Annotated in this window: 14 protein-coding genes; 3 read left to right on the top strand and 11 right to left on the bottom strand. The window is 38.7% G+C overall.

What is annotated here, in order from left to right; genetic code table 11:
• Positions 1-68: 68 nt before the first annotated feature.
• From G585_RS19010 to G585_RS0111240, 11 genes are all read right to left on the bottom strand, one after another.
• Entirely contained in the window at positions 69-1,544 is a 1,476-nt protein-coding gene (locus G585_RS19010; RefSeq protein ID WP_051142991.1) for a CD1107 family mobile element protein, read from the bottom strand.
• Positions 1,541-1,810 carry a hypothetical protein gene (locus tag G585_RS0111285; protein WP_022775086.1) on the bottom strand — a complete coding sequence of 90 codons (270 nt, stop codon included), beginning with the start codon at positions 1,808-1,810 and terminating at the stop codon, positions 1,541-1,543. Before G585_RS0111285 ends, G585_RS19010 begins: the two co-directional genes overlap by 4 nt.
• A 9-nt stretch (positions 1,811-1,819) precedes the next feature.
• Entirely contained in the window at positions 1,820-3,898 is a 2,079-nt protein-coding gene (locus G585_RS19005; protein WP_022775085.1) for a C40 family peptidase, read from the bottom strand.
• A gap of 48 nt (positions 3,899-3,946) precedes the next feature.
• Positions 3,947-6,784: a VirB4-like conjugal transfer ATPase, CD1110 family gene (locus G585_RS17945; protein ID WP_022775084.1), complete on the bottom strand. Its 2,838-nt coding sequence runs from the start codon at positions 6,782-6,784 to the stop codon at positions 3,947-3,949.
• Positions 6,717-7,136 (bottom strand): PrgI family protein, encoded by a 420-nt coding sequence (locus tag G585_RS17940; protein ID WP_022775082.1) that lies wholly within the window; start codon positions 7,134-7,136, stop codon positions 6,717-6,719. The genes G585_RS17945 and G585_RS17940 overlap by 68 nt, the downstream gene beginning before the upstream one ends.
• Before the next feature lie 81 nt (positions 7,137-7,217).
• Complete coding sequence (locus tag G585_RS0111265) at positions 7,218-8,096, bottom strand: VirB6/TrbL-like conjugal transfer protein, CD1112 family (protein WP_022775081.1); 879 nt, start codon at positions 8,094-8,096, stop codon at positions 7,218-7,220.
• A 97-nt stretch (positions 8,097-8,193) separates the two neighbouring features.
• Positions 8,194-9,078 (bottom strand): hypothetical protein, encoded by an 885-nt coding sequence (locus G585_RS0111260; protein WP_196802911.1) that lies wholly within the window; start codon positions 9,076-9,078, stop codon positions 8,194-8,196.
• Positions 9,079-9,323: 245 nt separating this feature from the next.
• Entirely contained in the window at positions 9,324-9,776 is a 453-nt protein-coding gene (locus G585_RS19000; protein ID WP_022775078.1) for a single-stranded DNA-binding protein, read from the bottom strand.
• 165 nt (positions 9,777-9,941) lie between these two features.
• Positions 9,942-10,976, bottom strand: coding sequence for a DUF6017 domain-containing protein (locus tag G585_RS0111250; RefSeq protein ID WP_022775077.1), 1,035 nt, complete (start codon positions 10,974-10,976; stop codon positions 9,942-9,944).
• A 73-nt stretch (positions 10,977-11,049) separates the two neighbouring features.
• Positions 11,050-11,982 (bottom strand): ParB/RepB/Spo0J family partition protein, encoded by a 933-nt coding sequence (locus G585_RS0111245; protein WP_022775075.1) that lies wholly within the window; start codon positions 11,980-11,982, stop codon positions 11,050-11,052.
• Positions 11,975-12,763, bottom strand: a complete 789-nt coding sequence (locus G585_RS0111240; RefSeq protein ID WP_022775074.1) for a ParA family protein — start codon at positions 12,761-12,763, stop codon at positions 11,975-11,977. The genes G585_RS0111245 and G585_RS0111240 overlap by 8 nt, the downstream gene beginning before the upstream one ends.
• A 1,043-nt stretch (positions 12,764-13,806) precedes the next feature.
• On the opposite strand from G585_RS0111240, the gene G585_RS17930 reads away from it, so the two are divergent.
• The 3 genes from G585_RS17930 to G585_RS18995 all read left to right on the top strand — a co-directional run bounded on the left by G585_RS17930 (position 13,807) and on the right by G585_RS18995 (position 16,905).
• Positions 13,807-14,196, top strand: coding sequence for a helix-turn-helix domain-containing protein (locus G585_RS17930; protein WP_022775072.1), 390 nt, complete (start codon positions 13,807-13,809; stop codon positions 14,194-14,196).
• Positions 14,197-14,954: 758 nt separating this feature from the next.
• The gene (locus tag G585_RS0111225; protein WP_022775070.1) at positions 14,955-15,416 is read left to right on the top strand and encodes a plasmid mobilization protein; all 462 of its coding nucleotides are present in this window, start codon (positions 14,955-14,957) and stop codon (positions 15,414-15,416) included.
• The gene (locus tag G585_RS18995) at positions 15,382-16,905 is read left to right on the top strand and encodes a relaxase/mobilization nuclease domain-containing protein (protein ID WP_022775068.1); all 1,524 of its coding nucleotides are present in this window, start codon (positions 15,382-15,384) and stop codon (positions 16,903-16,905) included. Before G585_RS0111225 ends, G585_RS18995 begins: the two co-directional genes overlap by 35 nt.
• The last annotated feature ends 188 nt before the right edge of the window (positions 16,906-17,093 follow it).

Raw genomic sequence — 17,093 nt, 5'->3', positions numbered from 1 at the left:
TTCATATTCATCCTCCTTGAATGATTCGCTTAGCATGTGCTGCGTATTATATGTTTTAACGTCATATATCAGATTTCTGGAGAAGCCCTCTCCTCATATATTGGCTCGCTATCAGGATCTTCCTCATCCTCTTCTTCATCAGGAACAGCAGAGCCCGTCAGTATTCCGCTTGTCCTTGTAACTTTGTCCTCATAATCAGCTACTTTCCTCTCCAGTGTCTTTATCTTTTCATCCTTTCGGATAAGTTCTGCCTCAGAGGCTTCTTTCTGTCCTTTTAGCTCCTTTTTAAGTTCTGCAGCAATTCTCTCAGCTTCCTCTTTTTTCTTATCAATGCTTCTCGCTTCATCAGAATCACCACTACCCTCTTCTGCCGTATTGCCTTCTGAATCTTCTGTTCCTTCATTTGAGGCACTATCCTCGGATTCTTCATTTACAGATTTTTCTTCAGATTCATCACCATCACTGTCACTATCTGCTTCAACATTCTCTGATTCCTCATCCGTATAATCTTCATCCTCAGAATCACTGCCCCAGTCTTCAGAATCATCATCCTCGTCCTGATAATCCGGATCATCTTCAAAATCCATTGTTCCTCCACTTCCTATGGAACCGTATCTTGGTTTATAGAATTTGAAATAAAAACCAGCGCCGAGTACTGCTAAAAAAACGATAATCACAAAAAGATTATTCTTTATTCCTTTGACAACATCAGTGAAAATGCCTCCTTCCTCTTCCCTTTGCACGCCTTTTACCTGTGCCGGAGTAGAAGCTGTCTGACTGGCTTCTGAACCAAATAAATCTGGTATTCCGTCGCCATCGCTGTCATATGCATCTATGATTCCGTCTCCATCTGTATCCCATGCATCAACGATTCCATCACCATTAGTGTCATAGCCAACAACTCCTGGTCCAAGTAGCGTTTTATCTGGTTCTCCATCACCGTTGGTGTCAAAAGAATCCGGCTTTCCATCGCCGTTTGTATCCCAGGCATCTACTATCCCGTCTCCATCTGTGTCCCACTCATCTGTTACACCGTCACCATCGGTATCTGACCCATTTCCTGGAGTTGTACCTCCTGGTGTTCCAAACAAGTCTGTAGAAGAGTTTGCTTCAGTTTCAGATGTTTCTCTTGTTGCCCCCTGAACATCAGCTTCGTCTTCTTTCTCACAAAGGGATAACAGTTCTTCTTCATCTACCGTAGACAGAACATATACGTTTTTATCCTCTCTGGTCTCATCCACAACCACGTAGAAGTAATTGCCGGCATCGGTAACAAAGGTATAGAAATACTTGCCATTGTCGTCTACACTGTCTACTTCTGTTCCATTTCCATCAGGAGTAAGCGGATCTCCTGTTCCGGTTCCTTTAGCTGTTCCATTGTTATCCGCATCGTCCGTAGGCGATTCCGGAAGGGTTGAACTTCCTTCTGTATCTGCCTCCGGTGGAACATTTGCAAATGCCGTGATATGACTTCCAAACGAAATCACACCACTTAATGCGACTGTTACCGCTAACAGAACAGCTTTTGATACTACTTTTTTCATTTCACTGCTTCCTCCTTCTTGATAAGTCCCAGCACATCATCCAGTGACATATCCCTTTCTTTTGCTGCTTTTAGCAAAATGCCTGCTGTAGCAGCGTCCTTCTTGATCTGAAGGTCTCTCAGCTGGCTGTTTTTCTTGTCATAGGCTTCCTTTGCCTTACTCAGCTTCTGCTGCAACACATCTTTCTTTTTGCTGACTTCCTCTATTTTTTTATCAAGGTCGTCTATTTCACTCATCATGCTTAGGATCTTTTCTTCTTCGCTCATAACCCCTCCTTATCTGTATTTGTCCTTGATCCTCGCAAACGTGTAAAAATGCGATGTCCAGTAATTTGTTGTAATATTTGTGATTTTGATTGGATCCCCGCAATGGATCATCTGATTATTCCCGAGATAAATACCTACGTGCGACGCTCCAACCGTAGCGTATGTTCCCTGAAAAAAAACGAGGTCTCCTGGCTTAGCCTCTGCTGCGGTAACCGGATCGCAGTAGGTATTTAGCATTACATTTGCAGAAGTCCTTGGAAATGATGCAACACCGGAGGTATTCATAACCCAATAAACGTATCCGCTACAGTCAAATCCACTTGCCAGCGTTGAGCCTCCCCAATGGTAGGGTCTTCCAAGCTGAGTCTGTGCCACGTTATATATTTGCTGCGCCTCTGCATCTGAAAAAGAAATATCTGCTTTGCCATAGATTGCCTCATATTCTTCCGGTTCATATTGGTAGCGGTATATATCATCCCTTGCCGTGTATCCACCAAATAGATAGTCTTTTTGACCCGATGTGCTCTTATACAGGTCATAGAACCTTTTCTGCTCTTCTGTGGCTAAATGAGCCTTTAAAACGTCATCTAAGGGCTTTGTATTAAGGTCTGTGTGAAATATTGCATAGCGATAAGTACATGCTGTTGACTGCCAGCTGCTTCCATTCCAGTAGTAGGTAATCTCTGCTTCTGAATCGTAGTAAGTACTGGTTCTCTGCTCTATTGTTTCGTACTGGCTTAATGTAAAAGCTTCTTCATAGATCTTTTTAAGCTCCGCCTTTATATCATCCGTCAGCTTATAATCTCCATATTTAGCAGTCAGATAAGATGCTATGAGATTTCCGTCATGCTTTATCTTCGCTATCAGGGCATCCTTAGTCGTTAGTTCACCATCAAGGCTGTACTGGTACTCATTAAATCCACCGCCATCAGATGCAGTTGGATGATTGGTCTCTGTATCTTTTATAGCTGTTTTATCTACCTTCTCTTCTTCAACGACAACTTTGTTGCTAAGAAGAAGTGTTTCATCCTCAGCCTGGTATGATGTGTACTCATGCATCTCACCAGACATTCCGCTAATTGCTGCAAGAATGAGAAAAAGGATAAGTATAACGCCAACTATTGCAAGAATAGGTCCTGCTATTCCAAGAAGTGCTGCTTTTGCTCCTTTGCTTCCTACAGCCTCTTTGATCTTCGCCGTAGCACCGGAAAGCTTGTCATTCTTAAAAATGACTTTGTTTCTTCTTTTTTTGAGGTTCTTTTTTTGAAGATTATGCTTTTCTTCTTTTGTCAGCTGCTTTTCTTCAAACTGTTTTGCTTGTCTTTTAGACTTTCGACCCTCATGCTTTGACCTGGTCTCTTCTTTAGGACGTGCCTCATTTCCTCTTTTTGTTGTCTGCTTGCTGTCCTTTTTGTGCTCAAGGTGGCTCTTTAGCTCATAATCAATGTCTTTTACTGCATCGTGTGTTCTCCTGCTTGCCCACGTAATGGTTCCTTCAAGGTTGTCCTGGAAATTCTCCTCTATTCCTGTACCCTGTCCGTCACCATCCCCATAGTTTGTCATTTGCTCAAGGCTTTCCAGATGCTCCAGCTTTTTTCTCTTCTTGGCCTGATTCTTTTCAAAATCATTGCTGTTTTTCGTCTTTGCTATAAATCGCTCTTCTTTTTTGACAGCCTTGTTATAACGCTTCATTCTTTCTTTTGAGTTGCTTAAAATCTTCTTTTCAGCATCAGTAAGTGGCTGTCTCTTACTAGCTTTTTCGCCAAGTTTTGTGTCGTTTAGTGCTTCTTTTGTCTCCCTCTTGGAAGCTTTTATCCTTTTGGATGCCTTTTTGTTGTTTTCATGCTTGTCTGCAAGATAAAGACCTGTAGCTTTCAGATGTTCGTATTTTTCGAGATTATCAAGGATTCTGTCTTTAGTTTTTAAAGAGCTTTCTTCTACTCCTGTTCCGCTACTATCTGAACCTTTTCTTTCTCCGCTTACATCTGGAATTTCTTTGGTCGCCACATTACCTACAACTTCACCTGAGAGTTGCATCATCTTTATGGCCTTGCTTTTGTTAGACTCGCTCTTGTATTCTTTTTCCAATTCCTATCCTCCACATTCACTTCTACTCATTATGAGCAGAAGTGATTTTCAGGATGCTGTCTCCTTTGGAATGGACTCAATATTTTCCTTTTTAACTACCTTTTTCTTCTTTTTGGCAATCTCTACAAGATCATCCTTTTTAGATGTGCAAAGCTCGTAAATATGAGTGTTTTTCGGTATCTTGTTATAAAAAGGTATTATCGTTCCTCCAAAATATAAGAGTCCTCTTCCAGGAGGCGTATTAGTAACATATTTAAGTTGCGCGGGACTTATTGATAAGACATGTGCAAGAAGCTTCTTATCATCTCCCTTTAGTCTGAACATCTTTACATAGTCTGTATTCTTAAAGATTGACTCAGCCTGGCTGGAAACCATCAGATCATAAGGATTCTGCGTCATTCCTATTGGATATGCTCCATATTTCCTGAACCTTTTATATATCTCAACTGTATATGCCGCTGTCTGAGGATTATTAAGTTGCAGGTGGAACTCATCCATGAAATATTTGATTTTGTATTCCTCTTCATTGTTATCCCTATGTGCAGTGGCTTTATTCCATACCTGATCCTGCACAGTCATCATCGCAAAAGGCTTAAGCTGCTGTCCTACGTCTCTGACATCAAAGCATATAAGCCTGTTACTGAGGTCAACATTGGTTCTGTGGTTAAACAGGTTACTTGACCCATGAACAAATCTGTCCATTTTCACCGCAAGTGCATCTGCATCTTCTCTTCCAAGAGACTTGATCTCGGTATAAAGATCCTCCAGAGTCGGCATGTCCTCAGGTCTCATCCTCGAATCAAAGTAACGCTCATATATGGATGTCAGCGCCACATCGATAATTGACATCTCTATTGGTTCAAGCCCAAATTTTCCGCCAATTATCAGTTCCATAAGCGATAGGATAAAATCTATCTTCATCTTTGCAGCTGCCCTGTCATCTCCATATTTGAGATTGATATCAAGGGGATTTATATGGTCCCTTGATGTAGGCGAAAGTACTATCATCTGACCACCAAGAGCTTCTACAAGTGTTCTGTACTCTGACTCAGGATCCAGTATTATCACATGGTCATCAGATGATATCATCGTGTTTATAATCTTCAGCTTTGATTCCATGGTCTTACCGAATCCCGGGATTCCAAATATAAGTGAATTCTGGTTTCCAAGCTCTTCCATGTCTGCCATAATCGGGTTGTTAGAAAGTGCATTTATGCCTTCATACAGCTGACCTCCTGTCTGATGGAAAAGCTCCACTGTCGTAAAAGGGACGAACCCGGCCACCGCCCGGGTAGTTAGTTCTACATCAACCTTCATGTCGTCTGGAAGATATCCAAGCGGAAGTGTTGCCATGAATCCTTTCTCCTGGCGATAGTCCAGGCATTTTATGGCACAGCCTTTCTGCTGTGCTATTGCTGTGATCTGTTCTATGGCGCTCTTAAGAGCCTTTTCATTTTCCTCGACGCAGGTAAGAATTATTGATACGTTGTAGTACCTGTCCTCTCCGGACTGTACGTCTGCAAGTGTCTCTTCCACATTCTTACTCATGCTCTTGAGATCAGCCGGCATTATATCCATGTCATACCCGCTCTGAGAAGCCTTTTTCTGCTCATCTATCTTGTTCTTTTCAAGGTCAGAAAGTGCTCCTTTCAAAAGCTTTATTGCTTTATCCTGGTCAAGGCTCTGAGCAAATATAGATGCCATGACTGTATGGTCTACTGACAGTATTCTGTTCATCAGTTTCTCATCCAGCTTTTCAGTCTGAATCTGGAGAAACATACTTCTTGCATAATGACTACCTAGTCTGAAGAAGTACCCATTTCTAAAATCCATTGATGAAGGGCTTATATAATCCTTTGCCGTAAGTCCGGTTCTTACTGTCAGATCAAAATTAAACAGAAACTGAGAGAAATCATCCGGATTAAGAAGTGATCTAAGTACGCTAAGCCACTCATATCCTGTAAGTGCATGAGTCTTTACACCTATCCCTTCAAGCAGTTCCTTTATCTCTTCTTCTATTCTTGAAAACTTGGGCTTTACAGCTCTTACGTTCTTCCCTTCAAGACCAACTACAATGAACTTTGGACGAATATAACCGTTATTGCCTTTATTCATGAGATTACTTAAAAGGTCATTAAACTCCGTTCTAATTTCCTGCATATTGTCTGCACGGTCTTTTACATGAATCGCTGCCATCTGAGCAACTCTGTCTGCTTTCATCGTTGCGCAGAATATCTGCAAATGAACTTCCGGCTCAAAGTAGTTATAAAAATCGCACCATCCTTCAAAGAGTTCATCTCTTTCAGCATCAGATGCCAGGTCATAATTGATATCTGTAAAAGCTATCATTTTGCACCAGTAGTGATCATTTATTCTGCAAGTTCCATCCTCTTCCATAAGTTCAAAAGGGATAGTCTCCTGCACACCCTGGTATTTTTCTTTTTTAAGAGCTCTTTTTCTTTCCCTGACAATTCTTGTCTTCTGCTCTGCTGAAAGAATATTTCCATAATTTGCCCTATCCTTGATTCTGTATCTTGCGTTTACAGGAGCATGTTTTTTAAGATATCCCTTTGCAGCTTTAAGAGTTGACTTTTCTAGGGAATTCTGGGCATTTTTTGCAGATACTTTCATTTCATTTAAAGTCCTGCTCTCGGCAGCCATATCAGTAAAGCTCTTTTTACTATCTCTAGCCTTTTTATCAAACAGCTCATCTGCCTCATCCTGCTTTTTCCTGGCAGACTCTTTTGCAAGTCTCTCCTCTGCAAGTTTCTTCTCTGCCTTGTCGTTTTCAAGCTGGTTTTTTGCTCTCTGAAAGAACTTATTTCCAGAAGCTTTTAAACTCTTTTTCTCTTTCTTCAATCCATGATTTTTTCTCTTCAAGATCATCTACTTCAAGTACCTCCTTTTCGTAGATTTTTTTATGCATATACCTGTACATGTTCTGTGTTTTAAATACTCTTACTCCCGGTCTTTTAAACTTGACGTTTATATAGTCTTTTAATATGTCTTCCAAATATCTGTTGTCCTTTTCAAAAAGCCCACAGAATACTACGGGAAGCATAAGCGCAATCAGAACAAATATTGCATTTGAAGCGCCTATAGTCGGCTTTGATATAAAGTATCCGCACAACCCAAACCCAATGCCGATTGCCATGGTATATGTTTGTCTCTTGTTTAATGGTCCTACAAATTTTGGCTTGACTCGTTTGATATCTCGCGGAACCCTTACAAACCCCATATGGGAATCCTCCTCTCAGGCTTCTGCTCATAATGAGTAGAAGTTATTATTTGTACTTCTGCTCACGATGAGCAGAAGTTTTTAATGTGCATCCACGATTGCAAAGGCAATCTTTTTACTGTTCCAGATAACTATTGTCATTGCAATTCCATAAAGGATAAGGTTTTCCAAGCCCTTAATAACGTTTGATCCTGATGCAATAACTACTGTGGAACCAACCATTACTGCGTACATGCCAAGAGCAACCATTATGAAGAATGACTGCATTCCGATTCCGGCAAGTCCCTTGGTATAATTCTCACCAATTGACTTCCAGTCTCTGTTTCCAAAAGATGCTGCAGGGATTGAAGCACAAGATACATAAATAGCGATTTCAAACAGTCTTACGATGATTACTACCTGACACAAAACACCTGAAATAAGTGTTATAAGCCAGTCTATAAACGCTATCAGCATTATCTTCAGAAGTTGCCCCACATCATATGTGGCTACAAGCCATTCCTTTATCTCGTTTTCTGTGGGTGCTGATACAGACGGATTAACTATCTTCGATCCAATGACTGTGTTTGCCTTGGTTGCTATCCATCCTCCGGTTTCAAAAAATGCATTGGCTATCTCCCAGCTGTGTTTACACAGCATAACCAGCACCGCAGTTTTGAATATCCATTTAAACAGCACCCATGTCCCCACCTCGTTACCATGATTTTTTTCAGTGATCATTGTTATGAGTTCATAAGTCATGATGTATGTCAGCATTACAGCGGCAATTGGCATGGCTACGTTCTCATTTATGTTTTTCATAAGATTCATGATTCCGGAATCAGGTGTCATGCTAAGCTTCGTGCTGGTATTTGACACAACAGCATTACTGTTCTCTATAAGTTCTGAAAGCATTGAAGCAGCTGCACCGCCTAAAATATTGCTGATACCATCATTTATGGCATCCGTAACCCAGCTCAATAATCCCACCTCCTTTCTTGCCATCCTGTGCGTACAGGAGATTGGCATTTCTTTTAAATCCACTTCTGCTCATAATGAGCAGAAGCAAATAGCATGATTACATTTGCGCCTTTAGAGTAGAAAGCGAAGTCATTACATCCTGGAATGAATATCCAAATATATCGCTTCCTGCCACAAAATTGATTCCATTCTTTATCCCTGTAAACTCCTCAAGGCTTGTATGAAGCTCACTGTTATAAAAATAAAACGACGCATAATATGTGTTAGAATCTGATGCCTTACCTTCTTTTGGAATAAGATAGGCATAATACACTGCACAGTTCGTATCCGTGTATCCGGAAAGCATGAGAGTGAGATAGTAGTTTTCATTCTCAAAAAACTTATTACTCCCGGTTATTCCTTTCTCCATTACCTCAGCTATTGCTTCCTCCGGAGTAGTTGGATATCCGTAAGTGGCTGTGAAGTTCTTATCCACACCTACCGTTCCAGTTATGGTGCTGCCATCATTGGAAAGATGATAATAGGCTGAACCATCATCATCTGTTTGAAGCTCAGATGCCTTTATAAGATCTTTGTTGTATTCGTAAGGCATTCGATCAAGCATCAAGGTTGCATTGAATGTTTCCTCTGTGCTGGGGTTATCCTCGGGTCTTTGTGTCTCTGGGATGTAATGATATGAAATTCTGTCTGTAGTGTTGAAATCTATTGAACCGTCTGAATTGTAAGTACCGGTTCCATGTATGACACTGATATCGATTTTGAATGTTCCGTCACTTTCTATGCTGTAAGTTCCCTTGCCGCTGTAATAAGTATCTACAGTTCCGTCTCTGGCAAATTCCAATACGTATGCATTGGAATCTTTTTCAGGGCAGTAGTACCTGCCTTCAATAGTTTTTCCATTAGATGACGAGCAGCCACTCATAACAGCCATTGAGAAAAACAGCAGAAGAGTAGCAGCCATTTTTTTCCGTTTTAATAGCATTGTTTCTCCTTCTTTTGCATGAACCTTTTATTCCTGACAAAAGAGGGCTTCCTTTTTCAAAATCGATTATCTGTGATAGAATATAGAAGCCCTGTGTATGCAGGACAAAAGGACATAATTTGCCCGTAAGGGTATTATTTGTCCGTAAATGGGAGAGCAGTACAACCGGAACTTTGGTCGGGGATGGTGGTACTGCTCAACTTCTGCTCATAATGAGTAGAAGTTTTTCTTTTAAATTTAGTTTGTTATTCAAAGGGAACTCCTTCCATGGCATCTCCAAATTCATACTCAGGTATATTGTCATTACAAGAGCTGTTCAGAGAGTCGATGGCATCGTTTATTTTTCTTTCGTTTGCTTCGGCAGTCTGAATCAGCTCCTTGTTCTTTCTTGAAGTATAATTCTGATTATGGTTCACATATACACATAACCCATATCTTGCATTTCCGTCCTTATCCATGTAGGAAGAGGAGTGAAGATTACCTTCAACTGCTATAAGATCTCCCTTATCCATATACTTTGATGCATAGACTGCATCATTTCCAAATGCGGTACATGATATGAAATCCGCTTCTTCCTTTTTTCCATTTCTCTGTGCTGCAATGGTATATTTAGCAACACGTACCGTCTTATCCTCAGATTCGTATTCCTTGTATATAGGCTTCTTCACAAGGTTTCCGATAATTTCTACTGAATTCATTTATTCCCTCCTCCTTAAAACAATCCAACAAACCAGTTAAAAACTAATACAAGTAAATTCCAGATCTTAAGATATAAATGTGGGTCTATCACTCTGCATTCCTCCCTTCAGATGAACTATATTTCACTTCTGCTCATAATGAGCAGAAGTTACAACCAATTATTTCTAATTTTCCAAAAGCATTGCTTCCAGTGCATCATAATCGTATTCATTCTGCAAGAACTGGTTAAAGGCATTACCTTTAGAGCTCTGGTTTCTCGATATCTCATATATATCCTTCGTATTAGCTTGCAGCAGACATTGCAGAATATACTTGGTGGGACTCTTTATAGCTTTTCCGCTCTGATCTATGCACTTGATAATATATTCGATATGTTCATATCCAAGCTGATCAAAAGCTTCCTCAATCTCGTTATAACAGTATGTACATCCAGAGATCTTGATAGCCGGAATCTCTTTATGAGCAAGTGTATCCGTCATGGTCCTGAAGATAGCATCTATAAGTTTCTTTTTTTCAGGGTAACTATCCAATAGCCTGTCATATTCAAGCTTTTCACTCAGTCTTTCCCTTATCTCATTTTTTCTGTCCATCATATCTATCACATCAATCTGGTTAGTGGATGGAAGAGTAGTATCTTTTCCACCTCCGTGCTGATTGATTGATTTAAGTATATTTATATCAGTCTCTTGCTTATTAGTTTTTAATTGTGCCTGCTTTTCCGTATCGGGATTTACCGTATCCGGATTTTCCGTATACTGTTTTTCAGTATGTGGAAGTGTTTCAGTGTTTATGCCGCTTTCATCCGTGTACTGAATCTTGGTACGTGGTCTTTTCCCTGTCTTCTGAGGTCTTTTTCCAGAGTTATCATCGTGATAGATCTGAGACTCGTCATAGATGTGATATTTAAACTGAAACCTTCCATCCTTACTCCTGTATCTTTCGCGCTTTACATATCCATGCTCTTCAAGCTCATTAACGACTCTGTTTATCTTATCCCTGCAGTGTGGGAGGATCATTGAAAGACCTGCGACTGAATACTGCCAGTCATCTTTTAACGAAAACATTGTGACCAGAAGCCCCCTAGCTTCAAGTGAGAGAGTGCAGTCCTCAAGGCAGTGGTTAGTAACTGTAGTAAATGTATCGCAGTGGAATACAAAAGACTGTTCCTCTGCATCATTCTGTGCTGTTATCTGAGACATTTTATTTTCCCCTTTTTACAAAAAAAGAAGCCTTACCAGTATTGGCAAAGCTTCTTCATAATCTGTTATTCAATTATTTTTTGTAATATCCTTTTTCCTTACTCCATTTAGTTAGGAGCTCTTCTATAGTACTTTTTATCTTTTCATCATCGAAGTCATCAGGAAAATATCTTGATACTTCCTTGCTTGTCATCTTATAAGATCTTTTAGCCTGCTTTTTACGTAATAATTTAAGGATTTCAAGTTCAAACTTTGTATCATCCTTAATAGCTTTGGCAAGTTTCAGCATCTGTTCTGCCTGCGGAGCAGAAGGAGACAGGCTTTCATCATCCATAGTCTTTTTTACTATCTTCTGCTGATTTTTGGTCATATAAGAGATTGAAACTCCAGATAGAAGAGAGAGCTTCTTTTCATCAACAAGTTTAAGAAGATCCTTATTAAGATAAGTCAGACGAATATAGCGATCTACCGTAGCTCCACTATCAGTATCAGATATCTTATCTCTTGTATCTGTTCCAACTTCATCCGGATCAGCAGCTTTCCTTCCCTGATGGGAAAGTGTTTCTTTTTTCATTCTATAAGCAAAAGCTTTTTCACTAGGGAGAATGTTCTCTCTCTGGATGTTGGAATCAACCATAGCCAGGGTAGCTTCATCATCCGAATAATCTTTTACAATGGCAGGAATCTTTTCTATCCCGGCCTTTTTTGCTGCATGGCAGCGTCTGTGACCTGCGATCAGCTCAAATTTGCCATCACGAGGTCTTGCAATTACCGGTACAAGTACTCCATTATCTTTTATACTTGCAACGAGTTCTTCCATTTCCTCATTATCAATTACATAAAAAGGATGGTCCTTAAACTCTATGAATTTATCAACCGCTATATCCTGTACAGCATTTATATCTTTTGCATCTATCGCGCCACTTGCAACATACTGTCCAAGAACATCATTCTGCAGATCTGTAAAAGATTCTGTTGTCTGTCTTTTTAACCCCTTTTTAGCCATTTTCAAGTACCTCCCTTGCAAGTTTAGCATAGGCAAGTGCTCCATTGCTAGTAGGTGCCAGATCAAAAACGGATACTCCGTAGGAAGGAGAACTTGATATATCCTTAAGTCTTGGAATAGTCACATCATGGATTCTGATATTTGCTCCAAATGCATTCTCAACATCCTGCTTTATATTCCTTGTCTCTACCTGAGTTGGTGTATCGAGGGTATAAACAATACCTTCAAAATCAAGATCCTTGTTATAGGTCTTTTGAGCTACCATCACAAGTTTAACAAGATCTGCAAGACCATCAAGCGAATATTTGGTAGGCTGTACAGGAATAAGAACACTGTCAGCAGCTCCAAGTGCGTTGATAGTAAGCATACTAAGTGATGGAGGGCAATCTATAAGGATATAATCGTATTCATCCTCAACCTGTGATAGTACTTTCTTAAGAACAAGTTCCTTATCTTCCTCAACACTCTGGAAGAGCGTCTCAGCTGTGACAAGAAGTTTGTTTGCCGGAAGTACATCCAGATTTACCTCATCAGTCTCATGTTTTGCGATTGTATCATGGACATCATATTCAACCTCTGCGACTTCGTTCTGCAACATATGAAGAACTGTCAGAGGTCGTTTTCTTTCTATTCCAAGTCCAGATGTAAGATTTCCCTGTGGGTCAAAATCCACGAGTAAAACTTTCTTCTTTTCTCTTGAAAGAGCAGCGCCAAGATCTACAGTTGTTGTAGTCTTCCCAACTCCGCCTTTCTGATTTGTAATTGCGATTACTTTTGCCATTTTAGCCTCCTTTTATTTTCCCAAAATATTCAACAAGCAGACAAGACAGTACATAACCATCTCTTTTTACCCAGTCTGTATTGTTTATGGGATTTTTTATATATAAAAACCATAACATGGTTTAAATATCATGTGGCAGGCTGTCTCATGACCTGCCAGGAAAAAGGCAAACCGTATGAAAAGATTTCTACGATCTGAAGCCCACCGGAGGACTCGAACCCCCTAGCCAGATAATGGAGGCTAATCCCTTACCTGACGACAGCACCATGCAGTGAGTTATCAATACATGGCAAACGGCCCCCGATATAATCGGGAGCATGCGTATCTTTGCCACATCATATTAAATTTTACATCAAAAAGATATTAAATTGTAAAAAAATTATAAATTGATTTTTTAAAGAAATCTTCGCACTTTCCGTTGTCACGACAACGCTTACCTCAAAAGAGGCCTGCCATAACGCCCGGCATAATAAAAAATTACACCTGGGTATGAAATTATCAATGTGCAGGTAGTACTTTTTTACTTCTTATAACTTCACAAGTTCATGCAAAGACTGCTTTTGAATTTTTGACTTTTCTCAGATACTGCTTTTTCTCAAAAGAAGTATTTCAAAAACTGATATTCTTTCAAACAGTCAAAGATGTATTTTGCAACTTGCAATTCTAATATAGAACATTGTTTTGATTAAATCAAGCATTATTTTATTTTATGATTAGAAAATTTTTATTTACGTTTAATTGTTGTATATTACTTTTTTGTCTAAAATAAGAATTAGTAATAAAAAATGCTATAAATACTGGAAAAATTTTAAGTTTTTTTGAAATGTTTATAATTCTTACGAATCATATGTTAGCATCACATCTGAGTTTTCTGAACGTAAATTTTAGAAGAATAACATAGTCTTTTTTTGCGATTTTAGCGTATGAAAAAAAGCAAAATTGCATTTCTTTACTATTTAATTTTTTTCCTATAAAATTTAATTATGGCAAGTAGAGAAAAAATGATGCTTATATTAAGTATCAGAAAATGAGGACAAAAACTGATGAACTCAAGTGAAAAAATCAAAATTATTAGACAACTTAGTAAAAAGACACAGACAGAATTTGGAGAAAGTTTAGGTGTCAGTAAAGCAACAATTTCAAATCTGGAAACAGAAAGAGTTCCTATTCCAGGATATATTGTACTGCTCCTAAAACTACTTTATAACATTGACCCCGATTGGCTTCAGGACGATAATCAGAGTGATTTTGAAAAAAGATTCTATGATAAAAATGTAAAAAGTGAGAGTGATATCTCTCCGGATCTATTAAAGAAGTTTAATTCCTTAAAAAACTCATACAAAAAAATCATAACCAAAGCGATAGAAGAGTGTTACCTGGTTCAGAATGAAGAAGGTGAGCAAATTATGGTTGAGATGGAAAAAAAACAATAATTGTATAATCATAATCTGATAAATTTTAAAAAAGTAGATGACAATTCAAAAAAAATAATATAAAATTCAATCAACACGGAGAATGCGTACTCCCTCACAAGAGGAGTGCGCATTTTTTTTACCCAGGGGAAATCTTAACGAGGGGAAGAAAAAATCTACTTTTAGGAGGGAAAGAGTAAAGATGGAAAGTATGGAAGAAAGCGCCAAACGGGAAGCTATTAAGATTTTCATTAATAGCAGAAAGGAAAAACTGTCAATCTGCAATAATGAGCAACTGATCGGCTTAGCGCGCTTAGTTGATTGCTATCTGTGTGCCACCCCGAAACATAAAAGGATCCTGGCAAAAATAGCAGTAGCTGCGAAGCATGAATTTCCCACGTCAGACTCATTTTAAATGCCGGAACCAAGTCTGAAGTATTAGTACAATCTTTTGTAAATTCATCATGGCTGATCTTATTCGCACCTCTCTGGTGCGATGATGTTGCAACTATTCTTTTTATATCCCATCTATCATGGTTAAAAGTAGCAATAGGCAGTCACAAAAAGGCTGCCTGGCAACATCAAAAGACAAGAGCAAGATTCGCCTGTGAGTCCCAGGCATCTTGCAAGGGAATTTGCCACTCCCTTAACTCTCGCAAAAATCATTGGGGATTGAGCTCCCCAAACCCGCATTTGGTTTACCTGCGGTAAACATAAAAACAGTCATCGTTTGAATTATTAGTTTTTGACATATATCAAATGTCTGAAAGGAGCACAATTTGAGAAAAAATGGGGTGATCAGAAATAAAGAAACCCATGTCAGATTTACCGAAGAAGAATGGGAATTAGTCCATCAGCTCGCACAAGATTTTGAAATGCCATTAGCTGATTTTATCCGTTGGTCTGTATTTCAGAGAAAAGTCACAATGAGAATTTTGATAGATGATGAATCAAGTGCCTTATCAAAAATCAGATATCAGCTCGACAAGATAGGTGCCAATATCAATCAGATCAGCAAAGTATTAAATTCCGGTTTTGTAAATCCGACCATGTTCAGAGATGAACTAAAATCCATGTTTGCAGAAATTCACGGTCAGATAGACTTATTAAACAGAATTCAGTCAGAAAACAATTCCAGATGGAAAACAGCAGTTTCAAAATATTCAAGATACTATCAATTTGATAAGACAATAGGAGCAGAAAAAGATGGCAACGATAAAACATCTGGCAATCAAGGGTAGGAGTTATGCATTTCCTTTAAGATATCTCACATACCAATATGATGAAAAAACGAATCAGCCTATCCTGGATGAAAACAAGCATATGGTGCTCAGAGATGAATACCTGATTGATGCAATAGGTGTTAAGTCTCCGTCCACTTTTCAGGAAGAATGTGAAAACTGGAATTCTCAGAATCATAAAAATCAAAAAGAGAGCGAGATTAAACTCCACCATTACATAATAAGCTTTGATCCTAAAGATAAAGAACTTGGTCTCACCATAGAAAAAGTACAGGCTATCGGTATGGAAATTGCAAATAAATTCTTTGCCGGTTGTCAGGTTCTTATATGCACTCATCCTGACGGACACAATAAATCCGGAAATATGCATGTACATATAGTAGTTAATTCTGTAAGAAAATACGCCATAGATAAGCCCGACTTCATAGAACGCGAAAGTGAATGCATTGCCGGTGCCAAGATACGTGCTTCTAAGTTATCCATGAATGCCATGAAAGCTGAAATTATGGAAATCTGCAAAAGAGAAAAGCTTAATCAGGTAGATCTCTTAACCCCACCCGAGGAGAAAACTACCGAAAGAGAATATAGGAAAACTCAAAGGGAACAGGATAAGATCAATATAGAAAATGCAGAACTAGAAAAGGATGGACTTGTGCCAACCAAGACTGAATTTCAAACAGAAAAAGACAAAATCCGAAAAGTCATAAAAAGAGCAATCCATCAGGCAACTGATGAAGCCGAATTTAAGAAAATTCTTAATGAATCAGGAATCACTGTCACAGAATCTCGTGGGAGATGGGGATATAAAACTGATGACCTTAAAAAGACCATAAGAGCAAGACAATTCGGTACCAATTACGAGAAAGAATATATTTTAAACAAACTTGGAAGTATTGAAGCTATCAGATCTACAGACAACTACTATGGAAAACTGAAGAAGAAGATAAATGTTCAAAATGCTATAAGCGCTGCAGATACCATGAGTTTCTTTGTTAAAAATGGTCTTGCTGGTACAGATGAACTCCAAGAAAAGTTATCTCTGGCTGAAAAAGAATATATGCAGCTCCAAAACAAGAAAGATGAAATATGGGAAAAGCTCAACTATACTAATCGCATGATTCATAACACTGGTAGCTTCCTAGTAAATAAAAGATATTATAATGCATGGAAACAGACACCTGATGATCAGAAAGAAGCCTATGAAACTAAATTTGCTGCAGAGTTGGCATCTTATAGAAAATCAAGTGCTGTCTTAAAGGAAGATATGGAAAAGTATGGCCTTAAGGTAATGCCTAAGCTTGATGATTTAAAATCAGAGAAAAATATCTTGATGACAGAACTTGAAAAAACAGAAGCTGCAGCTGCTCAAAGTAAGCAATCTCTTGATGAACTCCAGATTCTTATGGATAATTACAATAAACTTATCGATCAGAAATCTTTACATAAAGAACAACTTAACGATAAACACAAGCATGAAATAAGTCGCTGATAGTAGTATTATTAGATATAGATATTTTTTATACACCACCAAAAGTAGTTGATGTTTATTTATATATAAAAACAACAATTTCTTTTAATTTAATTAATACCTTGGGAAAGCCTTTAAATAAGCCAAAGTCAGATAGAAGTTGTGGAGTTAAAGATAAAGACTTGTGGAGGAATTGATAATAAGAAGTG

Origin of the sequence: Butyrivibrio sp. AE2015 (assembly GCF_000420825.1) — a bacterium.
Classification (GTDB): Bacteria; Bacillota; Clostridia; order Lachnospirales; family Lachnospiraceae; genus Butyrivibrio.
This window is presented reverse-complemented; position numbering and strand designations above follow the sequence as displayed.

Coding starts and splice junctions, on each gene's coding strand:
- G585_RS18995 (WP_022775068.1), top strand. CDS start 15,382: ATGGCAACGATAAAACATCTGGCAATCAAGGGTAGGAGTTATGCATTT.
- G585_RS0111245 (WP_022775075.1), bottom strand. CDS start 11,982: ATGGCTAAAAAGGGGTTAAAAAGACAGACAACAGAATCTTTTACAGAT.
- G585_RS19000 (WP_022775078.1), bottom strand. CDS start 9,776: ATGAATTCAGTAGAAATTATCGGAAACCTTGTGAAGAAGCCTATATAC.
- G585_RS17940 (WP_022775082.1), bottom strand. CDS start 7,136: ATGGGGTTTGTAAGGGTTCCGCGAGATATCAAACGAGTCAAGCCAAAA.
- G585_RS0111260 (WP_196802911.1), bottom strand. CDS start 9,078: ATGCTATTAAAACGGAAAAAAATGGCTGCTACTCTTCTGCTGTTTTTC.
- G585_RS17930 (WP_022775072.1), top strand. CDS start 13,807: ATGAACTCAAGTGAAAAAATCAAAATTATTAGACAACTTAGTAAAAAG.
- G585_RS19010 (WP_051142991.1), bottom strand. CDS start 1,544: ATGAAAAAAGTAGTATCAAAAGCTGTTCTGTTAGCGGTAACAGTCGCA.
- G585_RS0111285 (WP_022775086.1), bottom strand. CDS start 1,810: ATGAGCGAAGAAGAAAAGATCCTAAGCATGATGAGTGAAATAGACGAC.
- G585_RS17945 (WP_022775084.1), bottom strand. CDS start 6,784: ATGATCTTGAAGAGAAAAAATCATGGATTGAAGAAAGAGAAAAAGAGT.
- G585_RS0111240 (WP_022775074.1), bottom strand. CDS start 12,763: ATGGCAAAAGTAATCGCAATTACAAATCAGAAAGGCGGAGTTGGGAAG.
- G585_RS0111250 (WP_022775077.1), bottom strand. CDS start 10,976: ATGTCTCAGATAACAGCACAGAATGATGCAGAGGAACAGTCTTTTGTA.